Origin of the sequence: Dysgonomonas sp. ZJ279, from assembly GCF_011039205.1 — a bacterium.
In the GTDB taxonomy this organism is placed as follows: domain Bacteria; phylum Bacteroidota; class Bacteroidia; order Bacteroidales; family Dysgonomonadaceae; genus Dysgonomonas.
Map to the genome: position 1 here is coordinate 13130 of NZ_JAAKEL010000017.1, position 18654 is coordinate 31783.

The 18654-nt window shown below is 36.0% G+C and carries 20 protein-coding genes and 2 tRNA genes; 11 read left to right on the forward strand and 11 right to left on the reverse strand.

Annotation, left to right across the window (positions count from 1 at the left end; genetic code table 11):
• The first annotated feature begins 97 nt into the window (after positions 1-97).
• Both G7Y57_RS13895 and G7Y57_RS13900 read left to right on the forward strand, forming a co-directional pair.
• A complete protein-coding gene (locus G7Y57_RS13895) occupies positions 98-238 on the forward strand; it encodes a hypothetical protein (protein WP_165025301.1) in 141 nt (46 codons plus the stop codon).
• 112 nt (positions 239-350) lie between these two features.
• Positions 351-539 carry a hypothetical protein gene (locus G7Y57_RS13900; protein ID WP_165025304.1) on the forward strand — a complete coding sequence of 63 codons (189 nt, stop codon included), beginning with the start codon at positions 351-353 and terminating at the stop codon, positions 537-539.
• Positions 540-664: 125 nt separating this feature from the next.
• Here the strand turns inward: G7Y57_RS13900 and G7Y57_RS13905 are convergent, their stop codons facing one another.
• The 6 genes from G7Y57_RS13905 to G7Y57_RS13930 form a co-directional block, all read right to left on the reverse strand.
• Positions 665-832, reverse strand: coding sequence for a hypothetical protein (locus G7Y57_RS13905; RefSeq protein ID WP_165025307.1), 168 nt, complete (start codon positions 830-832; stop codon positions 665-667).
• Positions 833-966: 134 nt separating this feature from the next.
• Complete coding sequence (locus G7Y57_RS13910; protein ID WP_255491462.1) at positions 967-1296, reverse strand: DUF418 domain-containing protein; 330 nt, start codon at positions 1294-1296, stop codon at positions 967-969.
• Positions 1297-1389: 93 nt separating this feature from the next.
• Positions 1390-1809: a helix-turn-helix domain-containing protein gene (locus tag G7Y57_RS13915; protein WP_165025310.1), complete on the reverse strand. Its 420-nt coding sequence runs from the start codon at positions 1807-1809 to the stop codon at positions 1390-1392.
• A 350-nt stretch (positions 1810-2159) separates the two neighbouring features.
• Positions 2160-2552 (reverse strand): hypothetical protein, encoded by a 393-nt coding sequence (locus tag G7Y57_RS13920; protein ID WP_165025313.1) that lies wholly within the window; start codon positions 2550-2552, stop codon positions 2160-2162.
• Between the two features lie 23 nt (positions 2553-2575).
• Positions 2576-2977 (reverse strand): hypothetical protein, encoded by a 402-nt coding sequence (locus G7Y57_RS13925; protein ID WP_165025316.1) that lies wholly within the window; start codon positions 2975-2977, stop codon positions 2576-2578.
• A gap of 330 nt (positions 2978-3307) precedes the next feature.
• Positions 3308-4585 (reverse strand): porin, encoded by a 1278-nt coding sequence (locus G7Y57_RS13930; RefSeq protein WP_165025319.1) that lies wholly within the window; start codon positions 4583-4585, stop codon positions 3308-3310.
• Between the two features lie 375 nt (positions 4586-4960).
• Here G7Y57_RS13930 and G7Y57_RS13935 point away from each other — a divergent pair, with 375 nt between their 5' ends.
• Complete coding sequence (locus G7Y57_RS13935; RefSeq protein WP_165025321.1) at positions 4961-6268, forward strand: Na+/H+ antiporter NhaC family protein; 1308 nt, start codon at positions 4961-4963, stop codon at positions 6266-6268.
• An 89-nt stretch (positions 6269-6357) separates the two neighbouring features.
• Here the strand turns inward: G7Y57_RS13935 and G7Y57_RS13940 are convergent, their stop codons facing one another.
• Complete coding sequence (locus tag G7Y57_RS13940) at positions 6358-8034, reverse strand: M23 family metallopeptidase (protein ID WP_165025323.1); 1677 nt, start codon at positions 8032-8034, stop codon at positions 6358-6360.
• A gap of 236 nt (positions 8035-8270) precedes the next feature.
• On the opposite strand from G7Y57_RS13940, the gene G7Y57_RS13945 reads away from it, so the two are divergent.
• From G7Y57_RS13945 to G7Y57_RS13955, 3 genes are all read left to right on the forward strand, one after another.
• Positions 8271-8342 (forward strand) — tRNA-Glu (locus tag G7Y57_RS13945).
• A gap of 39 nt (positions 8343-8381) precedes the next feature.
• Positions 8382-8633 (forward strand): 30S ribosomal protein S20, encoded by a 252-nt coding sequence (gene rpsT, locus G7Y57_RS13950; RefSeq protein ID WP_165025325.1) that lies wholly within the window; start codon positions 8382-8384, stop codon positions 8631-8633.
• A gap of 221 nt (positions 8634-8854) precedes the next feature.
• Positions 8855-9565: a DUF1003 domain-containing protein gene (locus tag G7Y57_RS13955; protein ID WP_165025327.1), complete on the forward strand. Its 711-nt coding sequence runs from the start codon at positions 8855-8857 to the stop codon at positions 9563-9565.
• A 4-nt stretch (positions 9566-9569) separates the two neighbouring features.
• On the opposite strand, the gene G7Y57_RS13960 is transcribed toward G7Y57_RS13955, so the two are convergent.
• Positions 9570-11558 (reverse strand): DUF4954 family protein, encoded by a 1989-nt coding sequence (locus tag G7Y57_RS13960; protein WP_165025329.1) that lies wholly within the window; start codon positions 11556-11558, stop codon positions 9570-9572.
• A 187-nt stretch (positions 11559-11745) separates the two neighbouring features.
• Between G7Y57_RS13960 and G7Y57_RS13965 the strand changes: the two genes are divergently transcribed.
• A complete protein-coding gene (locus G7Y57_RS13965) occupies positions 11746-12645 on the forward strand; it encodes a carbohydrate kinase family protein (RefSeq protein WP_165025331.1) in 900 nt (299 codons plus the stop codon).
• 83 nt (positions 12646-12728) lie between these two features.
• Here G7Y57_RS13965 and G7Y57_RS13970 read toward each other — a convergent pair whose 3' ends face one another.
• Positions 12729-13727, reverse strand: a complete 999-nt coding sequence (locus G7Y57_RS13970; protein ID WP_165025332.1) for a class II fructose-bisphosphate aldolase — start codon at positions 13725-13727, stop codon at positions 12729-12731.
• Positions 13728-13843: 116 nt separating this feature from the next.
• A complete protein-coding gene (locus tag G7Y57_RS13975; RefSeq protein WP_165025334.1) occupies positions 13844-14749 on the reverse strand; it encodes a sugar phosphate nucleotidyltransferase in 906 nt (301 codons plus the stop codon).
• 212 nt (positions 14750-14961) lie between these two features.
• Here G7Y57_RS13975 and G7Y57_RS13980 point away from each other — a divergent pair, with 212 nt between their 5' ends.
• The 4 genes from G7Y57_RS13980 (at position 14962) to G7Y57_RS13995 (ending at position 17840) form a co-directional block, all read left to right on the forward strand.
• Complete coding sequence (locus G7Y57_RS13980) at positions 14962-16476, forward strand: DUF3078 domain-containing protein (RefSeq protein WP_165025336.1); 1515 nt, start codon at positions 14962-14964, stop codon at positions 16474-16476.
• Between the two features lie 124 nt (positions 16477-16600).
• Positions 16601-16672 (forward strand) — tRNA-Met (locus G7Y57_RS13985).
• A 118-nt stretch (positions 16673-16790) separates the two neighbouring features.
• Positions 16791-17291, forward strand: a complete 501-nt coding sequence (locus G7Y57_RS13990) for a hypothetical protein (RefSeq protein WP_165025339.1) — start codon at positions 16791-16793, stop codon at positions 17289-17291.
• Positions 17292-17552: 261 nt separating this feature from the next.
• The gene (locus G7Y57_RS13995) at positions 17553-17840 is read left to right on the forward strand and encodes a DUF1398 family protein (RefSeq protein ID WP_255491466.1); all 288 of its coding nucleotides are present in this window, start codon (positions 17553-17555) and stop codon (positions 17838-17840) included.
• A 59-nt stretch (positions 17841-17899) separates the two neighbouring features.
• Here G7Y57_RS13995 and G7Y57_RS14000 read toward each other — a convergent pair whose 3' ends face one another.
• On the reverse strand, positions 17900-18601 hold the full coding sequence (locus G7Y57_RS14000; protein ID WP_165025343.1) for a hypothetical protein: 702 nt from the start codon (positions 18599-18601) through the stop codon (positions 17900-17902).
• Between the last annotated feature and the right edge of the window lie 53 nt (positions 18602-18654).

The window sequence follows — 18654 nt, forward strand, 5'->3', positions numbered from 1 at the left end:
TTTATTTTTATTCAACATCTTTTCTATTAAACCATTACGATACAAATGCGTCAAATAGACATAAGAGGGTATTAGTGTTCAATTAACAAATTAAATTATGACGAATTGTAAAAGATGTGACGAGTTACTTTCCATTTTAAGAGATGTAAAAGCATTGATGGATAGCGATAGTTATTCGATAAGCTATGATAGCATCTATGACAGAGTCTCGGCTGCTGTAAACGAGGAAAACAATTAACTTTTAGAATAAGACTTCCGCAATCAGATTGCGGAAGTCTTTATTTCAAAATATTATTTTTATATTTGGCAATTATAAATTCATTAATTTATCTGATAAAATATTGCTAACAATGAAAAAACTAAACTTCGATCAAAAAATAGGTCTGGGCATGTTTTTACTTTCTATTTCGCTTGTTTTAAAACATATTTGCCCCGACCATTCTGTATCTGTAATTGCCTTTTTTCAGGGATTTTCACTGGGTATAGGATTTGTTTTGCTCATATCGGGAGTTATTCAAAAACGAAAAATTATCCGATAATCTAAACTATTGGTCTGTTTTTTATTTGCTATCTAAATAATCGATAGCTTCTCATTAAATAACAAATCCCTACATGAAGATGTAGGGATTTACTTTTTATTTTCGTGAAATAGTGAAGAGAGAGATTACCCTCTGCTTTCCATACTGTGTTTGTCGGGATTGAGCCTTTTATTTACGCCCTCCACATTTTTATCACTTACCTCAGTTGGGGTTTTGCTTTGACCTTTTTCGTTTCTTGCATCTTCGTAACCGATAGCTTCTTCCGGCGATTTATTATCTTTCTTATTATTCATGACTCAATAGATTTTAAAGTTGTTGTATATCTCTTTAACATACTCGATAGGGTTAATGTTTAGTATGAGTTAAAATAATAGCTTAAAAAAAGCCCATGATTTTCACCATGAGCTTGTTATCTGTTTATCTATTTTTATTTACGACGGAAAGCGATTGGCTTAAACCATGTCAATACTCTCCACAGCCATTCCACCGGACCGTAATAATACCGTTTCATCCACCAGTTGCTATATAGTATTTGCACAGTATATACCACCAAACCTACCAGCAGACATTGCAAGAAACTCAATTCTACGGCAAGGTTAGCACCGAACCCATAGAACAGTGTTACACCTATTATCGATTGTGCCATGTAGTTTGTCACACTCATGCGCCCCACAGGAGCCATCCTGTCCATGCCGCTACGTAGCCTTGTGTTGTAGTATAGCAAGGTGAAGCCCGAAATTACGTTTCTTGGGTGCAATAGCTGGTGTGTGATTCATTATATCTAAAAGGTTATTTGTACAGAAGGCTCATAGCAAATAGCATGAGCCTTCTTGTATTAATATTATATATGTTATTTCTTCTCTTTCAATAATTGCTCCAATAAAGCAATCTTTTCCTGATCGGCTTGAAGCATACGCTCGCAAAGTTCAACGATTTTGTCTACGGGATTAAATGTATTTGTGCTATTATCTTCCTCTACATAAGCCTTAATAGATCCATTATTATTTTCAATAATATTATTCTCGAAAATAATTGTAACAGGGTCTTCCTCCATTTCTTTAAGAGTATCAACTGAAACATTTAGTGCTTCTGCGAATTTCTTTAGAATATCATCGTCAAGTGTCCTTTTCGATTCGTATTTAGAAATTGTTTGTTGTGCCAAATCCATTACATGAGCTATTGTTTCCTGTTTCATGCCACGCGACTCTCTTAGACGTTTAATATTATGTCCGTGATGCACTCTTTTTGTTGTTGTATTGCCTGTTTCCATGGTGTATTCTTTACTATTTACGACAAATATACTATGAAATATTGAGTTGATAACAAATGTACAAAATAAAATATAGCAGTGGTAGTAACTACTATTTGTAAAAAATTGATGAACTCATATTATGTTATTTAATTTGTAATTATAATTGAACATTTAACTCCCCTTCATGCTTTTTTTAAGGATATAAAAAATGTATATGTTTTACCTAGAAGCTCACCTAATACTGACAGGTGATAGTATGGAGGGGAGAACCAGTAAAGACCGATAGTGCTTATCGGTCTTTATTATATGTTTTATTCGCTGGTGGCTTTTAAGCCCCTCTATTCATTTACGTGCGAACCTCAATGTTTTTAGTTTGATACCTCAACCATAAACGAGCAATTTTTGTGAGTATATCCATCTTTATCTATGGCATCAATGGTTATCATCGCCCAGCCTGTTGCATTATTAAATTCTATCTTGCAATCCCGTTCGTACGCAGTTGATGTATTACCCGGCAAATTTAAATACCATGTAAAATTGGTACAACCCGACCAAAATGGAATTGAAGACAAGTTAAACTGAAAAGTAGAGTTAGGTTTAACTTTCATATTTCCGGATTGATAATAGAGTGAGCCGCTGGACTGAGTACTATAATAATTTGCAATGAGCTCATTATTCTTAGGAAATATATACGTCTGTGCCTGCATTTGGCTCCATGTAATACCTAAACCGATAATAACTAATAATAAAATTTTCTTCATGGTTTTAAATATTTTTCAGATTGTTACTTTATTACTTCAATCATAAATGAGGAACTTCTATGGCGATACCCATCTTTATCTAAGGCATCGACCGATATCACAGCCCATCCTGTTGCACCACTAAGTTCTACTTTACAATCTCGTCCCAATATAACCGGTGTAGCGCCTCCGGGTAGATTTACGTACCATGTGAAATTGGTGCAGCCGTTCCAGAATGTAGCCGAAGATAAGTCGAATTGCAAAGTGGTATTAGCTTTAACTTTTATATCAGAGGATTGATTATAGAGCGGTCCGCTAGTCGGAGTAGCATAATAATACCCAACCATCTCTTTATATTGAGGGTATATATACTCATAAGTTTGTGCCTGCATTTGGCTACACGCAATACCAAGATTGATAATAACTAATAATAAAATTCTTTTCATGATGTTAAATGTTTTAGTTTAAAAATGATTGTATTGGGTTAAAAACACACTATTTGATATAAATATATAAAATAATTAATTAACATGCAGCTTTTGATGTCGTTAAATAAATAATTGGCTAGTATTTTAGTTTAAAAATAAATATAATATATGGGTATGATAAATATTGTTGCTTTTATTATTGTTGTGAAGTGTGTTTTGGGCAGCAATCTTTTTAATAATTAAAAATAAACGGACGGTCGGAAAAAATTCCGACCGTCCGTTTATTAAATCTCATTTTAAGGTTGTACCCTTCAGTAGCTGATTAGTTCATCTCTCTACAAAAGAGGTTTAATATACATATTGTAATGTGAACGTAAATGTATTATCCGGTCTGTTTATTTCAAAACCCGGTAGGTTTTTAGATGTTTCGTTATTATTTATCTCATAATAAGCTTGCAATTGAGTGTTTTTGTACACTTTCCAGATAGCTCCCAAGCCTATTGCATTGTATGAAATTTCAGTGTCCGTAGTAGCATTCAGACCAATATTATCGCCCGATATTTTAGTATTCGGATCATACCATTGATATTTGAATACACCCGAGAAAGGATGTTTGCCAACGTCTTGTATAAGGATTACATACCCTCCCTTGAAATCGCGAAGATAAGTATCATGAGTCGGGCGATTAGGACTGTTGGGGCTGCCTGATGAAGTTAATGATGCCGGCTGTTGCCCGAAGATATATTCAGTTCTTAATTGTGTTCTGCCGATTGGTGCATTCGAGTTTGTACTCGCTAAGATTTCGGCACCGAAATATTCGCGTTTGGCATATTTACCGATATTGTTAGGATTGCTATTTACAACAAACACATTATCCCTCATGCTATATACATTTTCACTGCCTTGATACACACTACCCAGATAATAAGATGCCCCTATACTTAGGTTGATATCTTTACTGATTTTAGGCGAAGCACTGATATGACCGATAAAGTCGCGCCGGCTATCGGTTTCGCGAACCACGCCGTTTCCTGCGATAAGAGCTGTTTCGAGAAACATAAAGTGTAGGGGAGAGGTTTCTTTTGCCTGAAATTGGAGCATCACACCCAAGTCACGTTCGTTGGGGAATAAGGTATTGACAATTCTCGAACGTTCGGGCATCTCACGGCGAGAAGAGGAATAACGTACTTCGTGACCGAACGGACGGAAAAATACCCCTGCTTGCACAAAGTTGGTTTTGAAAAAAGGGTCTTTGAATTTCAGATAAGCATCTCTCACGATGATTCCTCTTTCGGTAATATCCAGTTGGAAAACGGCAGAGCCAAGCCCTTCTTCGTATGTTGTTTTTATACGGGCACGACGAATACCGATACGGCTGAAATTCTCGTTCGGATTTTCATTCGGAGCACCTATTCTCAAAACTGCGTCTTTCTCGGCATATATATATTGTGCCTGAAAGTATCCGCTCAGTTTAACGTTGCTGAGTTTATTAACAACTTTTTCTAAGTTATCCAACCGTTTTTCCAATTTTTGGGTATCGGTTATTGTAGTATCTTGTTGGGCGAAGGTCAACCCGGTTAACGTCAGGAAATTAATGATGAAAAAGATGCGTTTAATAGTATTCATGCAACAAAAAAGTGTTTATAATATAACATTCGCAATTCTATAACAAATGTAGACTTAAATTTGTTATATATATTTCTTCTGAAATTAATTTTTTGTTAAGTCCGGTTACGAATTATACCATGATATTCGGATAATAACCGGCGGATTGTAACTTGTGTTTCTTCGAATCTTCCATCTATACTTTATTTTAACGTGAGTCCGATATAAGCATCATACATGAGTTGTGATTAGTATCTGTCCTTCATCTATTCTGTCATCCCGATACGCCGTGAGGGATGACAAAGTTGAATAACGTTTTTTATTGTTTCTTTCCTTATATCGGACTCACGTTATTTTACTAATTTTGCATCGTATTTTATTCATAATCATAAAATAATGGATTTAGATAAAGAAGTTACACGTCATCCCAATGGTTGGGCATTATTGCCACTAGTAGTATTTTTTCTGCTGTATATACTTACATTCATATTCACCGGCGATTTGAGTAAGATGCCTATTTCGGTGGCATTTCTGTCGGCATCGGTTGTTGCTATTGTATGTTCGAGAGGAAGTAAGCTCACCGAACGGATCAATCTCTTTTGTAAAGGATGTGCCAATGATACAATAATGCTCATGGTTGTTATCTTTATTCTGGCAGGAGCTTTTGCCGGAACAGCTAAGGCTATGGGGGCTGTAGATGCATCGGTAAATGTGGTACTCTATCTTTTGCCGCAGAAAGCGTTATTGGCAAGTGTGTTTATTGCCGCCTGTTTTATCTCCATGTCGATGGGTACATCTTGCGGAACAATTGCCGCTCTTGCACCTATTGCAGTCGGTATATCGTCTCAGACCGAAATCGGGCTTCCTGCCATGCTCGGTGTGGTAGTAGGAGGGGCTATGTTTGGCGATAATCTTTCGTTTATATCAGATACTACTATCGTGGCGACTCGTACGCAAGGTTGCAATATGCTCGATAAGTTTAAAGTCAATATACAGATTGTATTTCCTGTTGTTATTGCTATCCTACTAGTGTATATCTATCAGGGATTGGAGCTGACAGGTAGCGCGACAGTTGCAAGCGGTGATGTGGAATGGGTAAAAGTTATTCCTTATATAGCGGTATTGGTTGCGGCTTTGGCAGGAGTTAACGTGATTGCTGTTTTGGTGCTTGGTGTCGTTCTTTCGGGGATAATCGGACTCGCTACAGGCAGTTTCGGTATCTGGGACTGGACAGGGGCGATGAGTACCGGTATTGTGAGCGATATGGGCGAACTGATTATTGTTTCGTTAATGGCTGGCGGTATGTTCGAGCTTATCCGTTTCAATGGAGGTATAGATTGGCTAATAACGAAGATTACAAAAAATATTAAGTCCAAACGAAAGGCGGAGTTTTCTATCGCAGGGCTGGTTTCTTTTACAAATCTATGCACCGCTAATAATACTATTGCTTTAATTATCAGTGGTCCGATAGCCAAGAAGATAAGTGATAACTTTGGGTTGGATAAACGTAAAGTTGCCAGTTTGCTCGATACTTATTCGTGCTTTGTGCAAGGTCTTATTCCTTATGGTGCTCAATTGCTTATTGCAGCGGGCTTGTCGGGCGTTAATCCGATGGAAATAATTCCTTACCTGTATTATCCTTTCTTATTGGGCATAGTGGCTACAATAGCTATTATATTCCGTTATCCGAAGCGATATTCATAATATTGCATCTTTGTCATCCCGAAACAGTAGCCCCTCCAACCTCCCCGAAGGGGAGACTTAAGTCCCCTATAGGGATATTTAGGGAGCTGTTAGAATGTTTGCTCGTAACTCTTGCTGTTGCCACAAGCATCGGTAACAGTGAAAACAAACGCATGTGTTTGTCCTTTTTTCAACCTTTTATTATCGAATGTGTAAGTATAAGTTGGTGATTTTGTATCATGTTCGAAAAGGACAAACTCTCCATCTATTGTTCCTCTATATGAGCTGATTCCACTCTTATTATCAGATGCTCTCATGGTTATCTTTCCTCGTGTAACCCATTTTTCGGGAGCAACAGCTGTCAGGGTAGGGGCTTCGTTGTCGAAGCTGACGGTATATGTATTTCCCAGTTCGCGTATTTTGGTAGTCATGTAGCCATCGGTATATGTTCCGCCCACCCAATACTCTTTTGCTCCTACAAGGCGAACGATGCCGTATTGCGATTTGTTAGCAATGGAGTCGTTAGTTAACTTTATTTTCATATCCGAATAGCCATCGAGGGGCACATACGAATCATTTACGACGTATTGTTTCGATAAATAGTTGCTTGTGGCAGTTTCTTTGAGTGTGAAGCATATATCTGTATATAGATAATCTTTAGGTATGATTAGCGAAAACGATTCTGTGATATAGTGATTGTTGTGATTCCACATCATAGCCTGCGAACATGCTTTGGGCGCAGGTATATTCTGCTTCTTACCGATGACGGTGAATTTGTATGTGTTCTTATTGCCGTACAAATCTTCGAGTTCATAACACATGTCATAAGTCTTCTCCTTATCTATATTTATGTATCCGCTGTTAACTGATTTGTAGATAGGAAGTTTGTTGCCCGGTTCTATAAATGATTTCATGTAGAACGATTTCTTGTTGTACCAGTAATCGAAATCGATCAGACTATTTATCATTCTGGTCTGTTCGAATAAAAAGGATGATATATCGGAAGAAAATACCTCTTTGTTGTCACATAATAATCGTACTTTTTTCACACCATAAATATTTGTCATACCGTCCATTTTATCAACAGAATTGATGCCTAATCCTATTGTACCCCATACATAAATAGAGTCTTTGATAGGAGAGTAGGTGCCATTTTTCAATATAGTTATTGCACGACGAAACGGAATGTCTTTCTTATTTACAACGCCTTTGCCATAAATAGGGTATACGGCAATCCCTTTGACGATAGGTTTCTGAGTGTCCTTTATCTGATTTTTATAAAATACAAGTGGATCGAGTGCTTCTTGCGTATTGCTTTTCCTTATTTCGAAATGTACATGAGGGCCCATCGACGAACCGGTATTTCCACTATATGCAATTAGGTCACCTTTTTTTAGAGGCAGCGCATTTTTGTCTACAGTTATATCAATACTATATCTTTCTTGCTCATATTGGCGTTCCTTTATGTATTCAGCTATCTTTGGCGCATATTTGTTTAAATGACCGTATACACTTGTTTGTCCATTTGGATGCGCTATATAAAGAGCAAGTCCATACCCGGAAGGCGAAACGGCTATGCGCGAAACATATCCGTCCATAATGGAATATACAGGTTTGTTTACAACACCTTCTGTCTTAAGATCGATGCCGGAGTGAAAATGATTAGGTCTTAATTCACCAAAATTGGCACTTAATATTGCCGGAACGTCTAGCGGATATCTATATTGTGATTGTGCATTTGCACCTAATGTAAATGTAAGAGCGATTGATAAAAGTATTTTTTTCATGCGGATTTTTTAATAATATGAGTAGAGTACAAAAATATGCAAATAATATGACTCTAACAATTGCGTATAAATAGTCTTGAAAATCAGATGTGTAGACGGATGGGGGGAATTAAAAAGAAATATTTTTGAAAAAAAAGTATAGAAATATTTGCACATATTCAAAAATGCCTTACCTTTGCATCCGCAATCGAGAGATAACGCAAGTTGTGAAAACAACAAAAAAGCGCTCTTAAGATGGTCCATTCGTCTATCGGTTAGGACGCCAGGTTTTCATCCTGGAAAGAGGGGTTCGACTCCCCTATGGACTACTGTAAAAATTATCAAATAACAATATAAGATTAGTCAACATGGCAAATCATAAGTCAGCAGAAAAGAGAATCAGACAAGCAGATGTAAAACGCTTGAGAAATAGATATGTAGCAAAAACTACTCGTAATGCAGTTAGAAAGCTTCGTGCTACTACAGACAAAGCTGAGGCGGATAAATTATATCCAAGTGTTTGCTCTATGTTAGACAAGCTAGCTAAGAAGAATGTTATCCACAAAAACAAAGCTGGTAACTTGAAATCTAAATTAGCTGCTCACTTGAAGTCTCTATAAGAAGATTTAATTAAACATATATATAAGGAAGCTAAACCGATCGGTTTAGCTTTTTTGTTGTTATATTATCATTAGGCTAGTATGTATTTTGTATATGAGATAAAGGAAAAGAGATCAACTGTAAAAGTCGATCTCTTTTCCTTTATAAAACATTATCAGCTATTAATTGTTAAAAACAAATACAATCCTATCTTTTATAGAATCATAAACAGCAATAAATTATGAAATATTTTAAAAGTGATATGTCGGGTAAAGAGTACCCTGTTAATCAACGCATACCTTTATACTCAGTAAGAGCATCAGTAATAGATTTGATAAAGAAGGATTATCCTTCGATTGACGAAACGAGTAGTGTTGCCATTGAGGAGTTGGATTTATATAGACAAAAGTATATAGAGAAATCATTGAAGGAGGAATTTAAAGATCTGACTTCGTTGGAAGAAGACGTTCTCGATAAGTTGAAAAAGAATGAATTAGTATCTGCAAATGTTGATAGGGACTGGAATAAACGCATCACTTTCGGGCAAAAGATTGCTGATAAAGTAGCATCTTTTGGTGGGAGCTGGCGGTTCATAATAATATTTTTATTATTTATTCTGTGTTGGATTGCCTTAAATGTCTATTCAATCTTTTTCAAGAGCTTCGATCCATATCCGTTTATATTGCTAAATCTGCTTTTGTCGTGTCTCGCAGCACTTCAAGCCCCTGTAATTATGATGAGCCAAAACAGGGTAGAAGAGAAGGATAGAGAAAGAGCTAAAGAAGATTATAAGATAAACCTAAAATCGGAGTTAGAGATTCAGATGTTACACGAAAAAATAGATCACCTTATACTCACCCAACAGCAAAAATTGTTCGAAATACAAAATATACAGGTTCAGATGCTCGAAGAAATTATTTCGAATTTGTCAGTTAAAGATAAAAAGAAATGATTCGCTAGTTATTAACTTTCTCAAGCCTTGATATTAAATCATCTCCGAGTTTTGATTTTGCATCGATATGTGTAATGACGGCTTTTACGAAAGCATTCTCTTCGAATATACCCCGTACTTGTTCGAAATCAACTTTTTGTGCTTCCCTATTTCCATCGAGCCCAAAGCCTGTACGTGAAGATAGCGAGAATTCTTTCTTGGCATCTTCATAAATCATTCTATCAAGATTGATGACAGACTCCTTCCATTGCTCCACAATTCGGATTATATCGTTTGCCGTAATAGTATCGAGCGAAAGATTGTAGTATTGTTCTATCTTATCCCAAGCCCATGTCCATTCTAGAGAATAGTAATCGTTGTGCAGTTTCTCGAAAATGATATTTGCTTCTTCTATTTGGGTAACTCTTCCCGATTCAATATTTTCGATTAATCTATCTACTTCTGTTCGTGGAGCAAGCAATCCTGCCAGATCGCGCCACTCACATAATCCTACCGATGTATCAGGCTTTAAATAACCCCTTATTTCTTCATCATTATTGCATGGGCATCCGGATAGTCGGGAAATAATAGAATTGCCTAAAAATTTATTGATAGCCATGTTATATAGCTTCAATCCTTTTCGTAACGAGTTATTCTTTATTTTACAACTCTGATATGTGTAGCAGCCTGAAGTCTCGCCACATGTACGTTGCAGTTCCTTCAATATTTCGATGCCTTTAAACATCTTCTGAACAGTATAGGGACTCAATAGATTAAAATTGATGTGATCCATTTTATTCGGATCTTTTCGTTTATCACGTTTCGGGAATTTCTGGGCATCTCTTATTGTTCCCACACTTCGGAGATTGATTCCGGGAACAAGTACTGACTCACTGTTTTCCTCGATCAGATATGAGAAAGGAAGCTTTGATGTGTCCGAATTCTGATAGTGTCTTCCCATAATTAATGAGAATGCACCTATTTTAGCAGGCCAAAGGATGTACGAGTCGCTGGTTGTTTTACCGCCTCTTTCTACTATTCCCTGATGTATGGGGCCTAGTTTATACATATGATTGCTCTGATTTGAACCTGAGCCGGCATTCATAAACGAGAACATTCCTGCAATCAGTAAAGTAGATTTATGATGCGTAACTGTATATGGACCGGCGAATATAGCGCATGCCTCACCATTTTCACCCTGACAATTGCTAAAGAATAAAGAATCGCTGGCGGAATAGGTATGTCCGAGTTGGCAAGCCTGTCCTACAAAGCAACGTGTAAGCATCGTACCGTCTTCGACATTCGAGCCCGAACTTATTATGAAGTCGTTGGCTATAACACTATATCCTATATGTACAGGGTCGTATTGATTACTATTTATGCTTCCATTTTCTAAATGACGAGTACCCTCTATTGTCGCATAGTCACCAATATATACATTTTTGATTGCTCCGCAATTTACTATCTTTACGTTATTGCCGATTGTACCTATATCCGAAGTTTGTTTTTGGGTGTAGCGCATTACCATCTCTTTCATTTTGCTTATAAGCAGGGGTCGATGTCGGTAAAAAGAGTAGATATAAGCGAAATGGGCATTTAGCTTGTCATATATCATCACTTCACGACCGCCCGTTTCGTTGAGCACTGATATTTCTACGCCGTTACCGAAAGAAGATTCTCCTTCCACGTGCATTTGATGTATATTCTGGATAAATGTATCGTTTCCGATTTTATAATTAGCAATATAATTCTGCACATTAGCAACGTAGACGTTGTCACCGAGTTCACAATTGTGTAGTGTAGCATTGTTAATACCCGAATGTTTTTTCAATCCTCCCGGCAAGATAAAGTCTTTTTCGAAAACTCCTAGTTTTATATTTCCCGAGAAATTGGTGTTTTTAATATGCGACGGCTCAAAATTGTTGTGTACTGTTATATTGCTCCAACTTTCGGCCGAACAATTTTGTTTTGTCAATACCTCGATTTCTTGTAATGTGATATTTCGATAGTTCATAGAATAGATTATTTTAAGCTAAACGATATGCAAAGCTAACAATTTCTATTAATCTGTATGTGTATATTAACTGTTTAATGCATTTAGGTATAAATGTTTGCTTTTTCGTCTAATACTTCTTTTTACTATGGTATTTATATGATTGATTTATTACCTTTGCACTTCATTTTAAAGAAAATAAAACATAATGCAGAAACATGATCTTTGTTGCGTTGGGCACATCACACTCGATAAAATAGTAACACCAAAGAACACAGTTCACATGCCGGGAGGTACTTCTTTTTATTGCTCTCATGCACTACGCCACTTCGACGACGTAGACTATGTATTGGTGACAGCATTGGCAGAGTCGGAAATGTCTGTAGTGGATGACTTACGCTCCAAAGGAGTCGATGTACATGTAATGCCAAGTAAACATTCCGTTTATTTCGAAAATATATATGGCGAAAATCAGGATAATCGTACACAACGTGTATTGGCAAAGGCTGATCCTTTTACAATAGATTATTTGGATACTATTGAAGCTAAAATATTTCATCTAGGAGCTCTTTTGGCAGATGATTTTTCTATCGAACTTGTTGAAAAATTATCGAAAAAGGGACTTATCTCGGTCGATTCACAAGGTTATCTACGCGAAGTGAGAGATGAGAATGTATATGCTATAGATTGGGCTAATAAAGAAGAAGCATTAAAATATATCCATATACTGAAAGCTAATGAGCACGAAATGGAAGTATTGACAGGGCACACCGATATTAAAAAAGGAGCTCAGCAACTTTACAACTGGGGTGTGAAGGAAGTATTAATCACTCTGGGAAGTATGGGATCGGTGATATATGATGGTAAAGATTTCTATCAGATACCTGCTTACAAGCCTAAGGAAGTTGTAGATGCTACGGGTTGTGGTGACACATATATGACAGGATATTTGTACCAGCGTGCCAAAGGTGCAAGTTTAGCTGATTCTGCAAGATTTGCAGCTGCCATGGCTACAATGAAGATAGAGGCTTCAGGTCCATTTAACGGAACGAAGGAAGAGGTATTGGAGTTGATGAATACAGCTGAACAGTATATTCCTGAGATTTAATTAACTAAGTTTCTCACTCAACTTACTATAAATAAGAAAGGCAGTCAATCGACTGCCTTTTCTCTTTATGATTAATATCAGAATTATGCTTTTCCAGCGCTTCCTAATACTGTTTCAATTTTGTGTTTGTAAAGAGCTTTTAGGCTATCACGAGCAGGACCTAAGTATTTACGAGGGTCAAACTCTTCAGGTTTGTTTGCAAATACTTCACGGATAGCAGCAGTCATAGCTAAACGACCATCTGAATCGATGTTGATTTTACATACAGCCGAAGCAGCAGCTTTACGAAGTTGTTCTTCAGGGATGCCAATTGCATCATTTAATTTACCACCATATTTGTTGATAAGAGCAACTTGGTCTTGAGGAACAGAAGAAGAACCGTGAAGTACGATAGGGAATCCAGGGATTCTTTTTTCGATTTCTTCAAGGATGTCGAAACGTAATGGAGGTGGAACTAGTACACCGTTTGCGTCTCTTGTACATTGCTCAGGTGTAAATTTGTTAGCACCATGAGAAGTACCGATTGAAATAGCCAGAGAGTCTACACCTGTTCTTGTAACGAAATCAACTACTTCGTCAGGTTCAGTATAAGTGTGGTGTTCTGCAACTACGTCGTCTTCGATACCTGCTAATACTCCAAGCTCGCCTTCTACAGTCACATCATGTTTGTGAGCATATTCTACAACGCTTTTTGTAAGAGCTATATTTTCTTCGTATGGAAGGTGAGATCCGTCGATCATAACAGACGAGAATCCCATATCGATACATGATTTGCAAAGCTCTAATGAATCACCGTGATCTAAGTGAAGTACGATAGGCACACCGGCACCTGCAGTTAATTCTTTTGCATACTCAACAGCTCCTTGTGCAAGGTAGCGAAGAAGTGTTTGGTTTGCATATTTACGAGCACCGCTAGATACTTGAAGAATAACAGGAGATTTTGATTCTGCTGCAGCACCTACGATAGCTTGTAGTTGTTCTAGGTTATTGAAATTGAAAGCAGCGATAGCGTATTTGCCATCAATAGCTTTTTTGAATAACTCTTTTGAGTTTACTAATCCTAAATCTTTGTAACTTACCATTGTTTTTATAATTAATAGTTATAATAAAATTAGATAATCTTTAAATCCTCTACAAAAATAACAAAATTATACGATATAAGGTTGCTTAATTTAATATAAAATAGCCTTATCCGCTCTTATTGCCATAAAGGAGTCGGGTATTCTCCCGTATCTACCAGCTTTTGAAGTTTGTCGACTACGGAAGCTCTGTCTTCGGCATATGTTACACCAAACCACTTGGACGGAGTGTCTAATACTTTCACATCGGCCGTCTTGGTCGATATAAGGTGATCTACCATTAATGGTATGAAATATTCAGCTTTGAGATTCCCTTGATTCAGTTCAAGAAACTTCTCAAAATATTTTTCAGAATAGTTAAAATATTCTGGTGTAAATCCCCACATATTCATCGATACAGGAGTGTTTTCGCCTAATTCGAACCAATAATCTTCAGCATCCTTATATTTTATAACACCGTCTACACGTTCTATATGTGTCCGTTCAACTATACTTGTCAGGTAGTCGTTCTCATCTTTTTCACAAACTCCGCGAGCTACTGCTCCACTTTCGGATAAGGTATTGTGCAAGCGGTAACCAACCATGCAATAATGATTTTCTTTCCCTTCCAGTTCTTTTAGCTTATCAGCCAGAATACCAAAACTTTCTCTTCCATAGAAATCGTCCGCATTGATCACAGCGAAAGGTTCTTTAATAACATCTTTCCCCATTAATACGGCATGGTTTGTTCCCCAAGGTTTTACACGATCGGGGTGTAATTCAAATCCTTCGGGTAGATTATCCAGCTCTTGATAAACAACTTCTACCGGTATATGATTCTCATATTTAGAGATTACTTTTTCACGAAATTCTTTATCGAAAGATTTTCTGATAACAAATACTACTTTGCCAAATCCACCTCTGAGAGCATCATAGATCGAATAATCCATAATTGTTTCCCCATTGGGACCCAGTCCGTCGATTTGCTTTAGATTTCCATAACGACTGCCCATTCCGGCTGCCAAAATAAAAAGTGTCGGTTTCATAATTTAATATAGGTTTTGTACAATTTTACATTTTACACAAAGATAGTTTATTGGCTAAGAAGTTTCAACTAAAATATTATTTTATTCAGGCTATTTGCAGAATGCGCCCTATATTAATATAAATTAAAATAAAGATAAAGATTTAATTATTAACTTTGTAATCCAATTGATTGGAAAAAAGTAATAATGTTTTTTTCGGAATAAGATAAAAAATGAGGATTAATCGCTTCTGTTTCAGTCTGATTGTTTCTTTATCTATGCTATCTAATACTATCGTTGCACAGATAAATTCAGAGACTAACCTACCTAGAAAAGATAGTCTGTTGAATGAAATAACAGATATTAATAAACGTTTAAAAGAGTATTCGGTAAAGGATACTACTAGTGGCTATTCTATTCGTCAGTTGCTTGACTCGATAGAAGGAAAGAATGTGACGCCCTATGTTCCCGGAACACATATTCAACCTAATTTTGAGCAAAGAGATACGAATGGTTTGTTGATTGTTCAGAATCAATGGTCGCCTTTCAAAGATAATGTCTCGTTTGAAGATACCGTTATTTTCGACCCGTCTTTTTTACCTGTTATTTTCGATGGTAGAATACTACCTCAGGATCTTAACTTTATATCGAAAGATACTATTAATCAGCGAGTACCTTATCATTTGATCGATCCGGATAGTACTTTTGCTCCTCAATTGGCTCGTATTGATAAAATACAGAATATGCGAAGAGCCTATTATATGAACTATCCGCTTAAAATAAAGTTGAATAGATTTGCATTTAGTGATGCTCCTGTAATCAATAAGGAAGTGGTTGAAAAAAGGAATATTTTCAATGAATTGTTAACTACAGATGACGCTATAAACTATGTTACTCCTGAGGTCGAAAAAATCGAAATAAAAAAAGTTTACTGGATTAAAAATGGAGAACATACAGTAGAAATTTCTCAAAATCAATTCACCGATAACTGGAACGGTACTGGTGGAGACAACAATTTAAGTCTGAGAAATGAACATAGAATAAACCTCAATTATAAGAAAGGTAAAATTCGATTCGATAATACATTTGAATGGAGACTTAGTCTTCTACAAACTCCTGCTGATACGATGCATAATATAAATGTATTGGAGGATATGGTGAGAGTATACAGTGTACTAGGGCTAGATGCTGCCTTCAAGAAGTGGTCTTATACTGTGAAATTGGAAGTTAGAACTCCTTTATTTAATAATTACCCACTTAACTCAGAGAATAAGAGAGAAGCTTTGTTTTCTCCATTGATAATCAGAACCGGTATTGGTATGAGTTATAATCTGGAAAAAGTATCGCCTACGGATAAACATCGTAAAACCAAATTATCAGCAGATATATCGCCTTTGGCAGTCAATTATACTTTTGTTGGAGACAAAGGTGTCGATGAAACAAGGTTCGCTATAGATGAAGGGAAGAAAGCTAATACAGAGTTCGGATCAACGTTTAATGTTGTATTGGATTATAGTTTTAATCGATTCACAAAGCTTTACTCCCGCTTTAACTACTTTACAACTTATGACAGGGTTATAGCAGAATCGGAAAATAGGTTGAGTTTTGATGTTAGCCGATATTTTACAACTTCCATAAATCTATTTATGCGCTTCGATGATGGAATCGGAGTAGATAGTAAAGTTGATGGCTGGGGATATTTCCAATATAACCATAGACTAGGTTTCGGATTGAAATATAAATGGTAATTATTTTATATACCTAAGTGGTTTGTTGTCAGAATCTAAGTGTGAAGATGAAAATAATAATGATAATTAAGTCCTATTTTATTTGGAATGTTATTAAAAAGCTATATCTTTGCACTCACAATATCGCGGGGTGGAGCAGTGGCAGCTCGTTGGGCTCATAACCCAAAGGTCGTTGGTTCGAATCCAGCCTCCGCAACTAAAGAAAGGAAAGCAATCGAATTATCGGTTGCTTTTTTGTTTATATGCAAATTAAACCTTTTGTAGACTTTAATATCTAATAAGTAAGATTATAAACTTTTTTAAATTTTTAAGCCATGAAAAGATTTATATTAATATTTATTTGTTGTAGTGCATTCTCAACAATATGCATTAATGCACAGAATTATTCAGCAAAAGATTTGCAAAATGCGTCATTAGCCGAAATGAGGAGTGATGAATGGTATGCAAGTCAAATAGAAGATAAAGACTTAAGGTATGCAACATTAGCAAAAATAAAGAATGATGAATGGTATGCAAGTCAGATAGAGGATAAAGACTTAAGGTATGCAACGCTAGCACAAATAAAGAATGATGAGTGGTATGCAAGTCAAATAGAAAATAAAGACTTAAGATATGCAACATTAGCAAAAATAAAGAAAGATGAGTGGTATGCAAGTCAGATAGAGAACACGGATTTGCAAAATGCCATATTAGCTGAAGTTAAAGATGACGAATGGTATACAAGTCAAGTAAAAGATGCAAATCTTAGAAATGCATCTACTGCTAGAGTCAAGAAAGAAGAATGGTATATAAGTCAGATAAAAGAAGACGATTAAAGATAACTATCGTCCTCCAACCCTCTATAAAATCGTTCAATAATTAGATAGAGTGTTCAACTAAAGAAAAGCAATCTAGAAATCGATTGCTTTTCTCTTTTATACTAAGTCCGCTAAACATTACAATGTTTCAAATGTTTCTTTAATATCTTATTAACTAATTTGGTATAAACGATGTTTACATTAACTCAGATACAGGGCTCTCATGCCAGAGTAAAGAGCGGAGCTGATTTTCCTCAATACATAAGAAATTTAATATAACTGGGTGTTCGAAAATATACTGTTTATGTAGTAGATGGGCATAGCGAGTATATTGGAGCTGATACACATGTTGTGTCGGATGCAGAATATTTTGCGTTGGAAATCAATCCGAAAGTTGATATCGAAAGATTCAAACATTCTTTAAAGATACATCAACAAGGAAAAACCGATTATTTTACTTTTTGCAAAGATGCAGCCGAAGCAGGAATTGTAGATACTTTTGCGAAAAAGTGTACATATTATGATGAATTATCAAACCTGATAATAGAGGAAAATATTCCAATATGAATACTTCAACTAAAAAATATATCTGGGGACTCAACTAAAATACTTTAGAGTTTATTAATCTAATGCTGAGGTAATAACAATCGTTTCTCCTCAAAATTTATTGACTGTTTAGTCAAAGTCATTACATATTTATCACCATTTAAAGTCTCAAAATTGAGATAAACAAAACCATACGGTGGCGAGTAATAAAAGGTTGATTTGCTTTCACCAATAGCAGTCTTACCGATAGCAGTAATCTCAAAACACTCAATATATTTGTTTGTAGCCTTCGAAAACCATGAAATTTTTCTATTTACTGTATATTTATTTTTTACAGTAATTTTACTTTTCGTTTTAGATTTAAGCACTCTATGATAATAATCGCCGATGTTATTCAGCTCCCATTCCCAGGAATGTCCAACTTTTAAAGGAAAATGCACGAGAGGAAACGGACAGAATTCTAAAATTGAATATTCGAGAAGGCGTGGTGGATGCAAAAATATTTCTTCCGATGTTATTTTCACTCCCGTAGTTTCAATGTGTGATTTATCTGTTGAAGTCCATGTTATAGACCAATGATATTGTGGTGTGAATTTTTGATTCTTACCATTAGGAATCTTCCATGGTTTACCACTACAATTGAGATGTAATTTGCTTTTTACGGTATCATTTTCCAGAATATGATAAACTTCGTATTCCATCTTCATGGGTTTATCGTAAATTTGTCCGAAGAGGTTTAATTGATTTATGGATACTATAAATATGGCGAATAAATATTTCATGCTTGTTTCTTTATTTCCAAATATAACTAATATGCGCATTGCTTTGAACTAAT

Bases quoted from the DNA above. Each gene is read 5' to 3' on its own strand.
- G7Y57_RS13895 (WP_165025301.1), top strand. From the start codon at position 98: ATGACGAATTGTAAAAGATGTGACGAGTTACTTTCCATTTTAAGAGAT.
- G7Y57_RS13900 (WP_165025304.1), top strand. From the start codon at position 351: ATGAAAAAACTAAACTTCGATCAAAAAATAGGTCTGGGCATGTTTTTA.
- G7Y57_RS13905 (WP_165025307.1), bottom strand. From the start codon at position 832: ATGAATAATAAGAAAGATAATAAATCGCCGGAAGAAGCTATCGGTTAC.
- G7Y57_RS13915 (WP_165025310.1), bottom strand. From the start codon at position 1,809: ATGGAAACAGGCAATACAACAACAAAAAGAGTGCATCACGGACATAAT.
- G7Y57_RS13920 (WP_165025313.1), bottom strand. From the start codon at position 2,552: ATGAAGAAAATTTTATTATTAGTTATTATCGGTTTAGGTATTACATGG.
- G7Y57_RS13925 (WP_165025316.1), bottom strand. From the start codon at position 2,977: ATGAAAAGAATTTTATTATTAGTTATTATCAATCTTGGTATTGCGTGT.
- G7Y57_RS13930 (WP_165025319.1), bottom strand. From the start codon at position 4,585: ATGAATACTATTAAACGCATCTTTTTCATCATTAATTTCCTGACGTTA.
- G7Y57_RS13935 (WP_165025321.1), top strand. From the start codon at position 4,961: ATGGATTTAGATAAAGAAGTTACACGTCATCCCAATGGTTGGGCATTA.
- G7Y57_RS13940 (WP_165025323.1), bottom strand. From the start codon at position 8,034: ATGAAAAAAATACTTTTATCAATCGCTCTTACATTTACATTAGGTGCA.
- rpsT (WP_165025325.1), top strand. From the start codon at position 8,382: ATGGCAAATCATAAGTCAGCAGAAAAGAGAATCAGACAAGCAGATGTA.
- G7Y57_RS13955 (WP_165025327.1), top strand. From the start codon at position 8,855: ATGAAATATTTTAAAAGTGATATGTCGGGTAAAGAGTACCCTGTTAAT.
- G7Y57_RS13960 (WP_165025329.1), bottom strand. From the start codon at position 11,558: ATGAACTATCGAAATATCACATTACAAGAAATCGAGGTATTGACAAAA.
- G7Y57_RS13965 (WP_165025331.1), top strand. From the start codon at position 11,746: ATGCAGAAACATGATCTTTGTTGCGTTGGGCACATCACACTCGATAAA.
- G7Y57_RS13970 (WP_165025332.1), bottom strand. From the start codon at position 13,727: ATGGTAAGTTACAAAGATTTAGGATTAGTAAACTCAAAAGAGTTATTC.
- G7Y57_RS13975 (WP_165025334.1), bottom strand. From the start codon at position 14,749: ATGAAACCGACACTTTTTATTTTGGCAGCCGGAATGGGCAGTCGTTAT.
- G7Y57_RS13980 (WP_165025336.1), top strand. From the start codon at position 14,962: ATGAGGATTAATCGCTTCTGTTTCAGTCTGATTGTTTCTTTATCTATG.
- G7Y57_RS13990 (WP_165025339.1), top strand. From the start codon at position 16,791: ATGAAAAGATTTATATTAATATTTATTTGTTGTAGTGCATTCTCAACA.
- G7Y57_RS14000 (WP_165025343.1), bottom strand. From the start codon at position 18,601: ATGAAATATTTATTCGCCATATTTATAGTATCCATAAATCAATTAAAC.